15 protein-coding genes are annotated in these 14,848 nt (G+C 70.0%); 9 read left to right on the top strand and 6 right to left on the bottom strand.

Features of this window, described 5'->3' with window-relative positions:
• A partial coding sequence (locus tag ACYVD1_RS28680) for a sigma-70 family RNA polymerase sigma factor (RefSeq protein WP_460777628.1) occupies positions 1-966 on the bottom strand: 966 nt, incomplete at its 3' end.
• Positions 967-1,194: 228 nt separating this feature from the next.
• Between ACYVD1_RS28680 and ACYVD1_RS28675 the strand changes: the two genes are divergently transcribed.
• A complete protein-coding gene (locus ACYVD1_RS28675; protein ID WP_460777627.1) occupies positions 1,195-1,950 on the top strand; it encodes a hypothetical protein in 756 nt (251 codons plus the stop codon).
• A gap of 296 nt (positions 1,951-2,246) precedes the next feature.
• On the opposite strand, the gene ACYVD1_RS28670 is transcribed toward ACYVD1_RS28675, so the two are convergent.
• The 4 genes from ACYVD1_RS28670 to cutA all read right to left on the bottom strand — a co-directional run bounded on the left by ACYVD1_RS28670 (position 2,247) and on the right by cutA (position 4,748).
• Positions 2,247-2,819, bottom strand: a complete 573-nt coding sequence (locus ACYVD1_RS28670; RefSeq protein WP_460777626.1) for a hypothetical protein — start codon at positions 2,817-2,819, stop codon at positions 2,247-2,249.
• A 214-nt stretch (positions 2,820-3,033) separates the two neighbouring features.
• On the bottom strand, positions 3,034-3,690 hold the full coding sequence (locus ACYVD1_RS28665; RefSeq protein ID WP_460777625.1) for a GNAT family N-acetyltransferase: 657 nt from the start codon (positions 3,688-3,690) through the stop codon (positions 3,034-3,036).
• 99 nt (positions 3,691-3,789) lie between these two features.
• Entirely contained in the window at positions 3,790-4,410 is a 621-nt protein-coding gene (locus tag ACYVD1_RS28660; RefSeq protein ID WP_460777624.1) for a hypothetical protein, read from the bottom strand.
• Positions 4,407-4,748, bottom strand: coding sequence for a divalent-cation tolerance protein CutA (gene cutA / locus ACYVD1_RS28655; protein ID WP_460777623.1), 342 nt, complete (start codon positions 4,746-4,748; stop codon positions 4,407-4,409). The genes ACYVD1_RS28660 and cutA overlap by 4 nt, the downstream gene beginning before the upstream one ends.
• 98 nt (positions 4,749-4,846) lie before the next feature.
• Here cutA and pyrE point away from each other — a divergent pair, with 98 nt between their 5' ends.
• Positions 4,847-5,380 (top strand): orotate phosphoribosyltransferase, encoded by a 534-nt coding sequence (gene pyrE / locus ACYVD1_RS28650; RefSeq protein WP_460777622.1) that lies wholly within the window; start codon positions 4,847-4,849, stop codon positions 5,378-5,380.
• A 78-nt stretch (positions 5,381-5,458) separates the two neighbouring features.
• On the opposite strand, the gene ACYVD1_RS28645 is transcribed toward pyrE, so the two are convergent.
• The gene (locus ACYVD1_RS28645) at positions 5,459-5,851 is read right to left on the bottom strand and encodes a RodZ domain-containing protein (protein WP_460777629.1); all 393 of its coding nucleotides are present in this window, start codon (positions 5,849-5,851) and stop codon (positions 5,459-5,461) included.
• Positions 5,852-6,259: 408 nt separating this feature from the next.
• On the opposite strand from ACYVD1_RS28645, the gene fbaA reads away from it, so the two are divergent.
• The 7 genes from fbaA (at position 6,260) to ACYVD1_RS28610 (ending at position 14,781) form a co-directional block, all read left to right on the top strand.
• Entirely contained in the window at positions 6,260-7,282 is a 1,023-nt protein-coding gene (fbaA, locus tag ACYVD1_RS28640; protein ID WP_460753015.1) for a class II fructose-bisphosphate aldolase, read from the top strand.
• Between the two features lie 97 nt (positions 7,283-7,379).
• The gene (locus ACYVD1_RS28635; RefSeq protein WP_460777621.1) at positions 7,380-7,796 is read left to right on the top strand and encodes a DUF3151 domain-containing protein; all 417 of its coding nucleotides are present in this window, start codon (positions 7,380-7,382) and stop codon (positions 7,794-7,796) included.
• Between the two features lie 275 nt (positions 7,797-8,071).
• Complete coding sequence (locus ACYVD1_RS28630) at positions 8,072-9,355, top strand: adenylosuccinate synthase (protein ID WP_460777619.1); 1,284 nt, start codon at positions 8,072-8,074, stop codon at positions 9,353-9,355.
• Positions 9,356-9,404: 49 nt separating this feature from the next.
• Entirely contained in the window at positions 9,405-10,655 is a 1,251-nt protein-coding gene (gene purD / locus ACYVD1_RS28625; protein ID WP_460777618.1) for a phosphoribosylamine--glycine ligase, read from the top strand.
• 36 nt (positions 10,656-10,691) lie between these two features.
• Positions 10,692-11,597, top strand: coding sequence for a phosphoribosylaminoimidazolesuccinocarboxamide synthase (locus ACYVD1_RS28620; protein ID WP_460777617.1), 906 nt, complete (start codon positions 10,692-10,694; stop codon positions 11,595-11,597).
• A gap of 372 nt (positions 11,598-11,969) precedes the next feature.
• A complete protein-coding gene (murA, locus tag ACYVD1_RS28615) occupies positions 11,970-13,265 on the top strand; it encodes a UDP-N-acetylglucosamine 1-carboxyvinyltransferase (RefSeq protein WP_460777616.1) in 1,296 nt (431 codons plus the stop codon).
• Positions 13,266-13,515: 250 nt separating this feature from the next.
• Positions 13,516-14,781 carry a transcriptional regulator gene (locus tag ACYVD1_RS28610; protein WP_460777615.1) on the top strand — a complete coding sequence of 422 codons (1,266 nt, stop codon included), beginning with the start codon at positions 13,516-13,518 and terminating at the stop codon, positions 14,779-14,781.
• Positions 14,782-14,848: the final 67 nt, after the last annotated feature.

Raw genomic sequence — 14,848 nt, 5'->3', positions numbered from 1 at the left:
ATCGGCCGGGGGCGCGGCAGCGGGCGGCGGGTCCGGGATCGGCTCCTGCCCGCCGACCAGGGCGAGCGCGACCGCGACGGCAACACCGGCGGCCGCCGCCGACCCGGCCGTGGCCTGCTGCTGGCGCCGGGACATCCGGTTCCACCAAGCACCGGTGGCGGCACCGCCCTGGGCCGCGGCGGCGTATCCCGTGGCGCCGAAGCCGACGACCAGCGGAAGGACGATCCCGCGCAGCCCGACATTGACGTCCATCAGCTCCGCGTACACCTCGCGGCAGTCCGCGCAGTCGTCCATGTGCCGGTCGACCTTGGTGGTGTCGCGCTTGGAGAGGCCGCCGCGCACGTAGGCGCCGAGCAGGCCGAGCGTGGGGCGGCAGTTGGGTGCCGCTCCCCCACCGGCCAGATGCATCTGGAGGTAGGCCTGGCGCAGCCCCTCCCTTGCCCGGTAGGCAAGCGCGGCCACACCGTTGGCGTTCATCCCGAGGATGGTCGCCGCCTCGGCGGGTTTGGCCCCCTCGATCTCCGTGTGCCACAGCACCGACTGCCAGCGTTCGGGCAGGGAGAGGAAGGCGCGGGCGATCAGCGAGCGCTCGAGTCCCTCCAAGGCGGGGTCGACGAAGGGCTCGCCGGAGTCGAAGCTCTCCATGTCGTCCGTGACCACATTGCGCTTCTCCCCTCTGCCCCGGTCGTAGGCCGCGTTCCTGACCGCGGTGAGAAGGTACGGACGGAACGCGTCATTGGGACCGCCTCCGCGCTGGATGACGCTGAGCACCTTGGTGAACGCCTCGGCGACCGCGTCCTCGACCTCGGCCTCGCCCCGCAAGAGCTGTCGGGCCAACCCCCGGGCAGCCATGGCGTGGCGTTCGTAGAGGGTCCCGTAGGCAGCGTTGTCGCCCGCCTTCACCCGTTCGATGATCTCCGCGTCACCGGTGAGCGTCTCCGTGTGATCGCCTTCGGCGTCCGCCACCCGGCTCCCTTTCCTTCATCATCCGTCGCCCCGCCACAAGCCGGAACCAGGGGGCGAGGGGCGTGAGCTCGATGTCCGAAAACACGTACTCGAAAAAATATCCCGTATTCGCGTCATAGCCGCCACCGATCTCCGTGATTAGGGGTGAGGGCGAAGGAAGGCGGGCCCACCGCGGGGGCGCGGGCCCACCTCCTTTCACCTGGCACAACGACGACCGGGAGCAAGGCCATGGGCGAGAGCGATTTGGGGACCGGCACACGGGACCGTTCGGTTCACCGTGCCCGGGAACTCCGTGCGCCGTGGGGGCGCCGGAGCAGGGAGGAGGGTTGGGACCCCGCCGAGGACTGGTGGACACCCTCGGTGGACGCCGTCTGTGAGACGCAGGCGACCGGGGGCGACCTGGAGGCCGCCTGTGCCCGGCTCGGTGAGGCGCGCGCCCGATCAGGGGTGGAGATCGGCCGGGCGCTCAACGACCTCGACGCCTTCGCGCGGGTCGTGGGCTGGGAGCAGCTTCCGCTGGCACTCGCCCGGTCCCTGGCCGAGGGGTGGGCCCAGGGCGGCCGGAGCCGCACCACCTGCCAGGACCCGCTCACCGGGCTGGCCAGCGAGTCCTACCTGCGTACGCGGATCGGCGAGCTGTACCGGGGCGCGAACGAGACGGTGCCCGCCGCGTTCGGGTACCGGCTGGTCGTGGTGACGCTGGACCCCTCGCTCGACCCCTGGCGGAGGACCGCCCGGCTGATCGTGCTCGGACACGAGCTGCGCAGGTTCTTCACCCAAGGCGAATCACTGTGCCTGGCGAGCCGGGGCCGGATCGCCGTGCTCGCCGAGGACGGTCCCGGTCTGGGCGCCGGTCTCGACGAGCTGCGCTCCACGACCGGCTGGGAATACGGGGCCGCCGTGTGGTCGATCCGGATGCCCGGAACCCACCGGGAGGCGGCGGCTCTCTTGGACGGCCTGGGGAGGGCCCGGCGGCACGAGTGACCCGATGAAGACCCACTGACGCCGTTCCGGACCGCGCGGACCTCCTTGAGGGGGGAGGCCCCGGTCCGGGCGGCAGGCCGACCGCCGCGCGAAGCTGAGGGGACGAGCGCGACGCGGTCGGACCGTCCGACGAGGCCCTCGGGCCCTCTGGCCCCCAAGAGAGGGCGGCCCCGGGACCGTCGGACGAACAGGCGCCGCACAGCGGCGGCGCCCGGAGGCGCGCTCGCACAGGGGAGGCGGGCGCGCCTTCCGTCATGTCAGGGGACGACGGGCTGACCCGATGTCTCGGACATGCCCTAGTGCGGCGGGGGCGGGGGGTTCTGCCCGGGCGGGGTCGCGTAGGAGGGCGCAGGAATCTGGTAAGGGCCGACCTGTGCCTGCTGAGGCGGGCCCTGCTGGCCGGGCTGGTGTGGCCCGGGCGGCGGGACGTCCTCCGGCGGCGCTCCCGCATAGCGCTGCCCCTGGGGCGGCGGTGCGGCGAAACCGCTGGGGTCGGGGTGCGGGGCAGGGGGCCGGTGGTGCTCCGTGGGAGGAGCGGGGACCGGAGCGGGGTTCGAGGGAGGGACCGGGGGCCGGTGGTGGTTCGCCGGGGGCGGTGCGTGGCGCGCGCCGGGGGCGGGCGGTCCCTGGTTGGCGCTCCCGGGCCGGGCACCGCCCAAGAGGAAGGCCTCGGCGTAGGCGTCGGCCGCGAAGGTGCGCGACCGCGGCGCTTCCTGCGGAGGGGGCGGCGTACTGGCCCAGGGCGCCTGGTTGGGCCCGGTGGGCTGGTGGGGCCCGGGCCGCTCGACCGCGTACGGCGTAGCGGGGAGCGTACCGCCGAGGTCCCGAGGCTCAGCGTGACCCCGTGCCTCGTGTTCGTCGTGGTTCATGAATGCTTCCCCTTCCGCTCGACGCGCGGCGCGCCCGGGCACAAAGCCTAGGAAAGCACACATAAACCTTCACTTGACAACCACCATCACCAAAGCGCCACATAAGCCCTAAAAAGCGCATCGCGCTCTGGTGGATTTCCGAGTTGCGCACCCGCTGTTCCACGGTGTTTCCGTCAGAGCGAACATCGGCGCAACCGCTGGGCGGGCAGCTCGCCTAGTCGGGAAGCTCACCCAGGCCGAAATACGGCAGGCAGGGCTCCAGGCCCTCGACCTCCACCGGAACCGTGCGGTGCTTCCCCCAGTCCTCCCTGGTCAACCGGTACAGGGTCTCGCTGACCTGCCTGTCCCGGACCGCGACCAGCCTGGTCCCGTCCGGCCGGTACCCCAGCTTCCGCGACACCCCGTGCGAGGCGTCGGTGGACTCGAAGGCCGCCGACACCGCGGCGTCCGCGCCCAACCCTTCGAAGGCCAGGTGCAGGACCGCGGCCCGCATCTCCGTGCCGAACCCCCGGCCCTGGTACCGCTGGGCGAGCCACGAACCGGTCCCCACCTGGCGGGCCACCCCGAAGTTCCTCGCCCTCATGTCCTGGATGCCGATGACGGTGCCCCCGTGCACGACGACTCCGTTGAACGCCCAGTCCTCCGGCGTCCAGGAGGCCATGGAAAGCCAGTTGTGCTGTAGGACTCCCCTGGCCAGAGGGCCGGGCGACTGGTCGGTCCACGGGTGGATGAAGGGCATCTCCACGGGGTCGTGGACACCGCTGAGCGCGGCCTCGGCCAGCTGGGCGAGGTCGGCGTCCGACGGCATCCGCAACTGCAGGCGGGGCGTGTTCAGGCGCAGTCCCAACGGGGGAAAGTGGTCGGAGATCATGTCCATATCCTGGTCACGCTGTGCCTGCGTGTCACCCGGTTTTCCCGCGGACCCGGCCCTGCGCCGCCCCGCTCGGGGTGACAGCCGCGGCCGCGGGGGTCAGCGGGTGATCTCGTCGATGACCGCGGCGAGCTCCCGGGCGGCCCGGCCCTCTTCCCGGACCGCCCGTGCCTGCCCGGGCCCGTACTCCGAGCCCCCCGTGGCGTCCCGGACCTCCCAGCCGCGCATTCCGGCCAGGTGTGCGGGGTGCGCGTAGGCGCGGTCGGAGAGCAGGTAGCCGCACGGCGCGTCCGGCCAGTCCGGCACCGTGGGCAGGCGCTCGGTGCTGTAGGAGTCGGGCTCCCCAGGCCTGGGCGGAAGCCCGGTGAGCTCCTGGTTGCGGGAGATGTCGTCGCGCGTCGGACTGCCCGGCTGCGGCAGCGGCGCGTCCACCAGCACGTAGCCGAGCACGGGCCGGTGGGCGGCGCGCTGGGCCGCGCCCACCGCCCCCAGGAGCGGCCCGGCGTCGCCTTCGGCGACGAGCACCGTCCGGGAGTCCGCGCCTACCAGCCGGTTGACCTCGAGACTCGCCCTGGCCACGTATCGGGCGGCGTGGGGAGCGGTGTCGTCATCCGGGATCTCGGGGAACACCGGAGTGTGCCCCTGGGCGGTGAGCTCCTCCGCTGCCCTCGGCAGTGAGAAGGGGGTTCGGAGGGTGGGGGGCAGCAGGACCACGATCACGCGGAGCCGCTCCCGCGGGTCTCGTCACGGACCCAGTCCAGGTAGCCGGGGTTGCCGCCCGCAACCGGGACGGCCACGACCTCGGGGACGTCGTAAGGGTGGACCTCGACCACGTGTGAGACGAGATCGTCCAGGCGGTCGGCCGCGGTCTTGATCACGACCATCCACTCCTCGTCGGACTGTGTCTCGCCCTCCCACCGGTAGAAGCTGGTGATGGGTCCGCTCACCTGGGCGCAGGCCGCCAGCCGGCTCCCGATCACCGAGGCGGCCACCTCCTCGGCTCCCTCACGGCTGTCGACGGTGGTCTCCACCCGGACGGTCTCGGCGGGCTCGTGCATGGTCACCCCATCTGACTCGGGTTCTGGCTGGCTCGGATCGCCTGGACAGGACCGCACCGGTCCGCGCGGCCCCGCCCGGTGTTCTAGGCTCACTGGTCATGAGCGAACGTGATGAACTCCTGCGTCAGGTCAACGATAAGGCGGTCGTGCGCGGGAAGGTGACCCTCTCCTCCGGCAAGGAGGCCGACTACTACGTCGACCTGCGCCGGATCACCCTGGACGGCGAAGCGGCCCCGCTGGTCGGCTCCGTCCTGCTGGACACCGTCGCGGACCTGGAGTTCGACGCGGTGGGCGGCCTGACCCTGGGCGCGGACCCGGTGGCCGCAGCGATGCTGCACGCCGCGCACGCCCGGGGCCGGGCACTGGACGCCTTCGTGGTCCGCAAGGCGGGCAAGGCGCACGGGCTACAGCGCCGGATCGAGGGCCCGGACGTGAAGGGGCGCCGCGTGCTGGCGCTGGAGGACACCTCCACCACGGGCGGTTCGGTCATGACCGCCGTGGAGGCGCTGCGCGAGGAGGGCGCCGAGGTCGTGGGCGTCGCCCTGATCGTCGACCGCGGAGCGCGCGGGCGGCTGGAGGGGGAGGGCCTGGAGTACCGGCCCGTCTTCGAGGTGTCCGACCTGGACGTGTGATCCGAAGGCTCGTCCGAGGATCCGACGGCCGACCCGGTGGCTCCCACCGGACGGCCGGGCACCGAACCCGGGGCCTTCTCAGGTGTCCTCGGGCTGGAGGGTGAAGCTGTAGTCGGACTCGTGCTCTGAGATATCGCGCTGCTCGCCGCTGACGTAGACCTCTACGGCGGCCGGGTCGGCGATGGTGACCTCGAGGCCGTTGTCGTTGTCGGGGTAGTCCACGGAGCTGCCCTGGCTGAGTTCCTGGTCCAGGAGTACGTCCCCGCCGGGGACCCGGACGAACACGTCGCTGGACTCACCCACCACCCGGATGTGCAGGACGCCCATGTCTTCGGCGTCCGCCCCGTCGGCGGCGGCCTCTGAAGCGTTGGCGCTGACACTGGTGTCGGTCCCCGGAAGCGATCGGTACAAGAAGTACCCACCGAGGGCCACCAATGTGACCAGGAGCATGACGACCCCGACGATGGCCATCACCTGGCCGACGCCGCGCGGATCATTCCTATGCCTTCCCACGGCGACGAATGTAGCGTGTATCACGGCAAAAAGCGACAGCAGTCGACTGCAAGGTGCCGCTTTCCCGCAATTCGTACATACCCGCGCATACCCCCTGCCGCTGCCGACACCCCGCACCATCTGCTCCTTTGAAGCCCCGTAGGCTGCGGGTACGTCGCGGATCCGGAGCATTTTGGTCTAGACCTTTCCAACGGCTCCGGCTATTCGGGATACTTGGACGACACCTGGTGGACGCGTCCGGCGTACGACCTTGCACAGGGACCCCCTGACGACCGGTCCTCCACCGGGGAACGCACGTGGGGTGGCGTCGGCGACGGCAAGCGCCGACGGCCGCTCGCTCCAGGCCGAACCAGGGAGAGTCAAGCCATGCCCATCGCCAGCCCCGAGGTCTACACCGAGATGCTGAGCCGCGCGAAGTCCGAGGGCTTCGCCTACCCGGCGATCAACGTGACCTCCAGCCAGACGCTTCACGCCGCCCTGCGCGGTTTCGCCGAGGCCGAAAGCGACGGCATCATCCAGATCTCGACCGGCGGCGCTGAGTTCCTCTCCGGCGCCTCGGTCAAGGACATGGTCACCGGTTCGGTCGCCTTCGCCGAATTCGCCCGCGTCGTCGCCGCGAAGTACCCGGTGAACATCGCGCTCCACACCGACCACTGCCCGAAGAACAAGCTCGACGGCTTCGTCCGCCCGCTGCTGGACATCTCAAAGGAGCGCGTGGCCAAGGGCCAGGAGCCGCTGTTCCAGTCCCACATGTGGGACGGCTCCGCCGTCGAGCTGGAGGAGAACCTCCAGATCGCGGACGAGCTGCTCGCCGCCTCCAAGGCCGCCCGGACCATCCTCGAGATCGAGGTCGGTGTCGTCGGCGGCGAAGAGGACGGCATCGTCGGCGAGATCAACGAGAAGCTGTACACCACCCCGGAGGACGCCCTGCGTACCGCCGAGGTGCTGGGCCTGGGTGAGAAGGGCTACTACATGACCGCCCTGACCTTCGGCAACGTGCACGGCTCCTACAAGCCCGGCTTCGTGAAGCTGCGCCCCGAGGTCCTGAAGAACGCCCAGGAGGCGGTGGCCGCCAAGCACGGCAAGGCGAAGGCCTTCGACTTCGTGTTCCACGGCGGCTCGGGCTCCACCCTGGAGGAGATCCACGAGGCGATCAGCTACGGCGTCGTGAAGATGAACATCGACACCGACACGCAGTACGCCTACACCCGCCCGGTCGTCGACCACATCCTGAAGAACTACGACGGTGTGCTGAAGATCGACGGCGAGATCGGCAACAAGAAGGCTTACGACCCCCGCGCCTACGGCAAGGTCGCCGAGGCCGGCATGGCCGCCCGCGTGGTGGAGGGTGCCCAGCACCTGAAGTCCGCCGGCAACAAGATGAAGTAGGCCCCAGGCCGCCGCGCACGGCGGCCTGACCGACGGTGCCCGACCGGCCCTCCCGGCCGTCGGGCACCGTCTGCTCTCCGGTGGCAGGATGGGGGGCATGAACCTGCACCAGAACCTGCTGAACGAGCCGCCCGAGACGCGCCTGACCGACGACCCCGAAGCGCGCGACGCCCTGGACGCGGCCGACGACCCCACCCCGGTCGCCGGCCGTTTCCCGACCTACTCCGCCGCCTGGGCCCGCTTGGCCGAACTGGCCTTGGCCGACGGCCAGCCGGTGACCGCCTACGCCTACGCCCGCACCGGGTACCACCGCGGGCTCGACCAGCTGCGCCGCTCGGGTTGGAAGGGTCACGGCCCGATCCCGTGGGAGCACGAGCCCAACCGGGGCTTCCTGCGCGCGCTGAACACCCTGGCCAAGGCCTCGGAGCAGATCGGCGACGCCGAGGAGGCCGAGCGCTGCTCCACCTTCCTGCGCGAGTCCAGCGCCGAGGCGGACCAGGCCCTCAACAGCTGAGGCGACCGGGCCTCAACCGAACAGGGTGTGCGGGTCTCCCGGGTTCCACGACGGACCGGGGAGGCCCGCTCTTCCTGGGAGTCCGAGAAAATCCCCGCGCACAAAGCACCCAAGAACCGTGTGGCGCACGTGCCACACCGCCCCACTTAACCCGGATGCGCAGGTCGTGTACGCTCAATACGCAACGGCCCCTGTCGCTGCCTTGCGCCAGGGGTTTATCCATGTTCGGGGTCGGAAAAGCCCCGGTCAGGTGTCGAGCGAAAAGGTAGAGACCAATGCCGGCGATCACGCTCGTGGGTGCCCAGTGGGGCGACGAGGGCAAGGGCAAGGCGACCGACCTTGTCGGTGACCAGGTGGACTACGTGGTCCGTTACCAGGGCGGAAACAACGCCGGGCACACGGTGGTCATCGGCGACCAGAAATACGCCCTCCACCTTCTGCCCTCAGGCATCCTCTCCCCGAACGTCGTGCCGGTCATCGCCAACGGCGTCGTCATCGACCCGGGCGTGCTCTTCGAAGAGCTGCGCGGCCTGCAGGAGCGGGGCGTGGACACCTCCCGCCTGCTCATCTCGGCCAACGCGCACTTGATCATGCCCTACCACCGGGCCCTGGACAAGGTCAGCGAGCGCTTCCTCGGCAAGGGCAAGATCGGCACCACCGGACGCGGCATCGGCCCGACCTACGCCGACAAGGTCACCCGCCAGGGCGTGCGCGTGCAGGACATGTTCGACCCCAAGATCCTGCGCAAGAAGATCGAGCTCGCCCTCCACGACAAGAACCAGCTCCTCACCAAGGTGTACAACCGGCGCGGCCTCGACGCCGAGCCGATCATCGAGGAGTACCTGGGCTACGCCGAGCAGCTGCGCCCCTACGTCGCCGACACCTCCCTGGTCCTCAACAAGGCGCTGGACGAGGGCAAGACGATCTACCTGGAGGGCTCGCAGGGCACGCTCCTGGACATCGACCACGGCACCTACCCGTTCGTCACCTCGTCCTCCCCCACCTCCGGCGGCGCGGCCGCGGGTTCGGGCATCGGCCCCAACCGCATCAGCAAGGTCGTGGGCATCCTGAAGTCCTACACCACCCGTGTCGGCTCCGGCCCCTTCCCGACCGAGCTCCTCGGCGAGCAGGGCGAGTGGCTGCGCACCCAGGGCGGCGAGTACGGCGTCACCACCGGCCGCGACCGCCGCTGCGGCTGGTTCGACGCCCCCATCGCCCGCTACGCGACCCGGATCAACGGCGTCACGGACTTCTTCCTGACCAAGCTCGACGTGCTCACCGGTCTGGACCGCATCCCCGTGTGCGTCGCCTACGAGGTCGACGGCGTCCGCCACGACGAGATCCCGATGACCCAGACGGACTTCCACCACGCGACGCCGGTCTACGAGTACTTCGACGGGTGGTCCGAGGACATCACCGGCGCCCGCAAATTCGACGAACTCCCCGAGAACGCGCAGGCGTACGTGCGTACTCTTGAGGAGATGGCGGGGGCTCCCATCTCCGCCATCGGTGTCGGACCGGGTCGCGACGAGACCCTTCAGCTGCGCCCCCTGGTCTGACGCTCGGAACCACACGTCCTTCCTCCAGACACAGAAGAGGCCCCCACCAGTGAAAGCCCTCGTTCTCGGCGGCGGAGGCCGCGAGCACGCACTCGTCCGCGCTCTGTCCCTTGACCCGGGCGTCACCAGCATCCACAGCGCCCCGGGGAACCCGGGGATCTCCGACCTGTCCGAGAACCACGTCCTCAACGTGACGGACGGGCTCGCCGTGACCGAACTGGCCGCGCGCATCCGCGCCGAGCTGGTCGTGATCGGACCGGAGGCCCCACTGGTGGCAGGGGTCGCCGACGCCCTGCGCGACCGCGGTATCCCGGTGTTCGGCCCCGACCAGGAAGCTGCCCGGCTCGAGGGCTCCAAGGCCTTCGCCAAGGAGATCATGGAGGCCGCCGGGGTACCCACCGCCAAGGCGCGCGTGTGCCGCAACGCGAGCCAGGTCTCCGAGGCCCTCGACGAGTTCGGGGCCCCCTACGTCGTCAAGGACGACGGCCTGGCCGCGGGCAAGGGCGTCGTGGTGACCGAGGACCGCGCCGTTGCCGAGCGGCACGCCCGGGAGTGCGGCCGGGTCGTCATCGAGGAGTTCCTGGACGGCCCCGAGGTCTCGCTCTTCGTGCTCACCGACGGCGCGCACGCGCTGCCGCTGCTGCCCGCCCAGGACTTCAAGCGCGCCTACGACGGTGACCACGGCCCCAACACCGGCGGTATGGGCGCCTACGCCCCGGTTCCGTGGGCCCCGGCCGGCCTGGTGGACGAGATCATGGAGTCGGTGGTCCGACCGACCGTGTCCGAGATGAACCGCCGCGGCATCCGCTACCAGGGGCTTCTGTACGTGGGTCTGGCGCTGACCTCCAAGGGTCCGCGCGTGGTGGAGTTCAACGCCCGGTTCGGCGATCCGGAGACCCAGGCGGTACTGGACCGCCTGGCCACCCCGATCGGCGCGGTACTGCAGGCCACGGATACCGGCGGCCTGGGCGCGATCGGCTCGCTGAACTGGAAGAAGGGCGCGGCGGTCTCCGTCGTGGTCGCGGCCGAGAGCTACCCGGGCGACCCGGTCAAGGGCGACCTGATCGGCGGCTTGGAGGCCGCGAACGCCCTCGAGGGCGCCTACGTCCTGCACGCGGGCACCGCCTGGGACGGTGTGCGCGACATCAAGTCCAACGGCGGCCGTGTTCTGAACGTGGTCGGTACCGGGGCGGACCTGCGCCAGGCCCGTGAACGCGCCTACGAGGCTGCGAACCTGATCGAACTGCGCGGCTCCTTCTACCGCACCGACATCGCCGAACGCGCTGCCGCGGACGTCTGAACACCGCGCGGGTCCAACACCGGGGAGTATCACCAGATGAGTGGCTTCGTCACCGTGCCCGAACCCGTCGAGGTTCCGGGGCTCACCCACCTGCACACCGGCAAGGTGCGCGATCTGTACGCGACGGCCTCGGGTGATCTGGTCATGGTGGCCAGTGACCGGGTCTCAGCGTTCGACTGGGTGCTCCCCACGGAGATCCCCGGCAAGGGGCGCCTGCTCACCCAGCTGTCCCTGTGGTGGTTCGAGCGCATCGGTGACCTTGTGCCCGGCCACGTCCTCTCCGACGTCCCTCCCGAGGGCTCCCCCGCCGACTGGGCGGGGCGCACGCTCATCTGCCGTCGGCTGGACATGGTGCCGGTGGAGTGCGTGGCCCGCGGCTACCTGGCCGGCTCCGGGCTGGCCGAGTACCGGGTGGACGGCACGGTGTGCGGGGTACCGCTCCCCGACGGCCTGGTCGACGGCTCGGAGCTACCTGAGCCGGTCTTCACCCCCGCGACCAAGGCCGAGGTGGGCGACCACGACGAGAACGTGCCGTTCGCATTCGTGGCGGAGCGGCACGGGGAGAAGCTCGCGGCGGATCTGCGCGACCTCACGCTCGCCGTGTACCGGCGCGGCCGCGACGTGGCGCGGGAGCGCGGCGTACTTCTGGCCGACACCAAGTTCGAGTTCGGCAGGGACGCCTCCGGGGGCCTGGTCCTGGCCGACGAGGTGTTCACCCCCGACTCCTCCCGCTACTGGCCGGCTGACGAGTGGGTTCCGGGCCGGGCCCAGCCATCGTTCGACAAGCAGGTACTCAGAGACTGGTTGACCTCTTCGGTGTCGGGGTGGGACCGGGCCGCGGAGACGCCGCCACCCCAGCTTCCGGACGACGTGGTGGAGCGCACTTTGTCCCGTTACACGGAGATCTACGAGCGTCTGACCGGGAACAAACCCTCCCTGTAAAGCACGTCGCGCACGTGATTCCGCGCACGAGATCGCCGATCGGGCCCCGGAAGCACGTATGGTGGTGGAGTCGTATGCAACACCGGAGTAACGGACACCCCTGCGTACGACCCCTGGTCTCTCCCTCCGGCGCCATGCCTCTTTGGCCGTTTGGCGGGACTCTATCCGCGATCTGCGGGTATACCACTTTCTGGGCCGGCTGGCGCGCGTAGTTGCTATAGAGTCATCGCGAACCGACCGGTTTACTGGCCGTGCAGGTCACACGCAAGTTGGTCGCAACGTTCCAGGGGAATCCCGCGTCTAAACGCACATAGGCGATACCCGACGAGGGTGACCTTTCTACACATCTGCCTCACGAAGGAGCACATGAGCATGGGCCAGGAGGTTCGTTACCGCGTCCGCGGCGGACGCCCCCTCAGTGGTACGGCGTTCATCCAAGGCGCGAAGAACGCCGTCCTGCCGATGATCGGGGCCGCCCTGCTGGCGGCCAAGGGCCGTACTGTGCTGCGGAACGTCCCGGTCATCGAGGACGTCTACCGCGCACTTGAGCTCGCCGAACACGTGGGCGCGAAGGTGTCATTCCACGAGGCCGAGCGCACCGTCGTCATCGACGCGTCCGGCCTCAACGACCCCGAGCACGCCGTGCTGCCCGCCGACATCGCGGCCCGCTTCCGCGGCTCCGTTCTCTTTGTCCCGGCGCTGATGCACCGCACCGGTCAGGCCCGCATCGAGGGCGTCGGCGGCTGCAACCTCGGCAGCCGCAACCTCGACTTCCACTACCGGGGCTTCGCCCGGCTGGGCGCCAAGGTCACCGAAGACGCCGAGCTCAACCACATCAACGTGGAGGCCAGCGAGCTCCGCGGCGGGCACCTGTACCTGGACACCCCGTCCCACACCGGCACCGAGAACCTCATCATGGCCGCGGTGCTGTCCCCTGGGACCACGGTGATCGAGCACGCGGCCCTCGAGCCCGAGGTCATCGACGTCATCGACTTCCTCACCGCCATGGGCGCGAAGATCAGCGGTGGCGGCACCGGCCTGATCACCGTCGAGGGCGTCAAGGAGCTCACCGCCGTCGAGCACACCATCATGGCCGACCGCATCGACGCCGGTGTGTTCGCGATGACCGTCGCCGCCACCGGTGGCGAGGTCAGCCTGGTGGGCGCCAACCTGGACCACCTGGGTGTGGCCCGCTGGAAACTCGAGCAGATGGGTGTCGGCTTCTCCCAGGAGGGCGCCGTCCTGCACGTCCAGCGGGACCCGTCCGTGCCGCTGCGCCCGATCAACGCGGTCACCTCGCCGTTCCCGGGCTTCGCGACCGACCTGCAATCACCGCTGATGGCGCTGGCCACCCTCGCCGAGGGTGAGAGCTACATCCACGAGGCCATCTACGACGGCCGCTTCGCGCTGGCCGACGAGCTCAACAAGATGGGCGCCAAGATCGAGGTCGAAGGCACCCGGGCCATCGTGCACGGTTCCACGAACCTGCGCGGCGCCGAGGTGGTCGCGCACGATCTGCGTACCGGTGCGGCCCTGGTTCTCGCCGGACTGGTCGCTGAAGGTGAGACAATCGTGGCGCCCGGTTATCTCGTGGACCGCGGTCACGCTCAGTTCGCATCGCGCCTCGCCGCGCTGGGGGCTGACGTGGAGCGCGTCAGCGTCTCGTAGGGGCTGTAAGCGCAGTTCAAGCCGGGGTGGGGGGCCTCCTCCCACCCGGGCTTTCAGCGTTGATATGGAAAACGATCTTCTTTGGCCCCGCACAATGGGTACGATCTCGGCAATCATGCCGTGACAGAGATCGGGTCGGGAAACCAGTGGGCGCACATAGTGAAGAGCGTGGAATGGTAGCGGGGAGCAACCCGAGGTGAGTGCCCAGCGTACTGGCGATTTGACGATTGGCGTCATAGGTCCCCATGAGATGGTCGAACGGGTCATGCTCATGGGGCCCGGGTCCACAGGGCCCCTCAACGCCAGACTGATCGCCGCCGCGTACCGAGATGAGCAAGAGGCGACGGACAAGGTCGTCAGACTGGGTTCGGCGATCGATGCCTACCTTTTCGCCAGCCCAGTCCCTTACGAGTTCGCACGTAAGGCGGGCGTTCTGACCATGCCCGCGACTTTCGTGCCACTCGGTGGGGCGAGCCTGCACGAGGCCCTGCTCCGAGCGACCCTGGACGAGCGGTACGACCCGACCAGAGCAAGTCTGGACGTACTCGGCCGAGCCGACGTGGTGGAGGCCTACTCCGAGGTCGACCTGCCCGTGGACGGTATCCACGTGCACGAGGAGCTGACCAACACCGCCCAGCTCACCTCCTTCCACGAAGGGCTGTGGCGGCGCAAGGCCACCAAGATGGCGATCACCTGCGTGCGCGGGGTCGCCGAGCGGTTGGAGGCCATCGGCGTACCGGTGATCCGGCTCCGTCCCACCAACGCGGGTGTGCGCAGCGCACTGCAGACCGCCGGCCTGCTGGGTGCGCACCACCGCTTGGAGGAGGCCCAGCTCGGAGTGGTCGTCGTGGACGTGCCCACGCTGCGCGACTCATCCCGGCGGTCGACACCCCGTTACTGGCGTGAGGAGCTGCGGCTGTCCCTGCACCGGCTGCTGCTCCAGGAAGCGCACCGGATCAACGCGACGGCGCACCGGCTGGACGACCACTCGTTCATGGTGACCGCCACGCGGGGCTCCCTGGTCACCGCGACCGAGGGTTTCCGGCAGCCGCCCTTCGTCGAGCGGATCAAGGCGGAGCTCGGCATCGCGATCGAGGTGGGCATCGGCATGGGCCGGACCACCCAGGACGCGGAGTCGCACGCCCGTGCCGCGCTGAACCGGGCCCAGGCCTCGAGGCAGAGCTTCGCGGTCGACCGTGAGGGCCGTTCGCTGGTTCCGGCACAGCGTGCCCCTGCCCGGCAGACTTCCGAGCCCCTGCGCACCAAGGGGCGCGAGACGCTGGTCCGGTTGTCGGAGAAGATCGCCGAGGAGGACGGTCCACTGGTCGTGGACGCGGAGAACGCGGGGCGCATGCTCGGGGTCACCTCCCGGACCGCGCGCCGACTGCTCCGCACACTGGTGGAGGAAGGACTGGCCTGGCCCCTGCCGCCGAACCGCACCCTCCAGCCGGGCCGTCCGCGTCAGCTCTACCGGCTGATCGTGGAGAAGCTGGACAAGGACGCCGCGGGCAAATAGCCCGCACGCTCAGTGGCCCCGCACGTGCAACGGCACGGTGCAGGCGCACGGGGCGAAAGCCCGCCCG

The sequence above is a fragment of the Nocardiopsis nanhaiensis genome (genome assembly GCF_054778635.1).
Note: the sequence above shows the minus strand (reverse complement) of the source record. Positions and strands in the feature narration are given on the sequence as shown.

Bases quoted from the DNA above. Each gene is read 5' to 3' on its own strand.
- ACYVD1_RS28675 (WP_460777627.1), top strand. From the start codon at position 1,195: ATGGGCGAGAGCGATTTGGGGACCGGCACACGGGACCGTTCGGTTCAC.
- ACYVD1_RS28670 (WP_460777626.1), bottom strand. From the start codon at position 2,819: ATGAACCACGACGAACACGAGGCACGGGGTCACGCTGAGCCTCGGGAC.
- ACYVD1_RS28665 (WP_460777625.1), bottom strand. From the start codon at position 3,690: ATGATCTCCGACCACTTTCCCCCGTTGGGACTGCGCCTGAACACGCCC.
- cutA (WP_460777623.1), bottom strand. From the start codon at position 4,748: ATGCACGAGCCCGCCGAGACCGTCCGGGTGGAGACCACCGTCGACAGC.
- pyrE (WP_460777622.1), top strand. From the start codon at position 4,847: ATGAGCGAACGTGATGAACTCCTGCGTCAGGTCAACGATAAGGCGGTC.
- ACYVD1_RS28645 (WP_460777629.1), bottom strand. From the start codon at position 5,851: ATGGCCATCGTCGGGGTCGTCATGCTCCTGGTCACATTGGTGGCCCTC.
- fbaA (WP_460753015.1), top strand. From the start codon at position 6,260: ATGCCCATCGCCAGCCCCGAGGTCTACACCGAGATGCTGAGCCGCGCG.
- ACYVD1_RS28635 (WP_460777621.1), top strand. From the start codon at position 7,380: ATGAACCTGCACCAGAACCTGCTGAACGAGCCGCCCGAGACGCGCCTG.
- ACYVD1_RS28630 (WP_460777619.1), top strand. From the start codon at position 8,072: ATGCCGGCGATCACGCTCGTGGGTGCCCAGTGGGGCGACGAGGGCAAG.
- ACYVD1_RS28620 (WP_460777617.1), top strand. From the start codon at position 10,692: ATGAGTGGCTTCGTCACCGTGCCCGAACCCGTCGAGGTTCCGGGGCTC.
- murA (WP_460777616.1), top strand. From the start codon at position 11,970: ATGGGCCAGGAGGTTCGTTACCGCGTCCGCGGCGGACGCCCCCTCAGT.
- ACYVD1_RS28610 (WP_460777615.1), top strand. From the start codon at position 13,516: ATGGTCGAACGGGTCATGCTCATGGGGCCCGGGTCCACAGGGCCCCTC.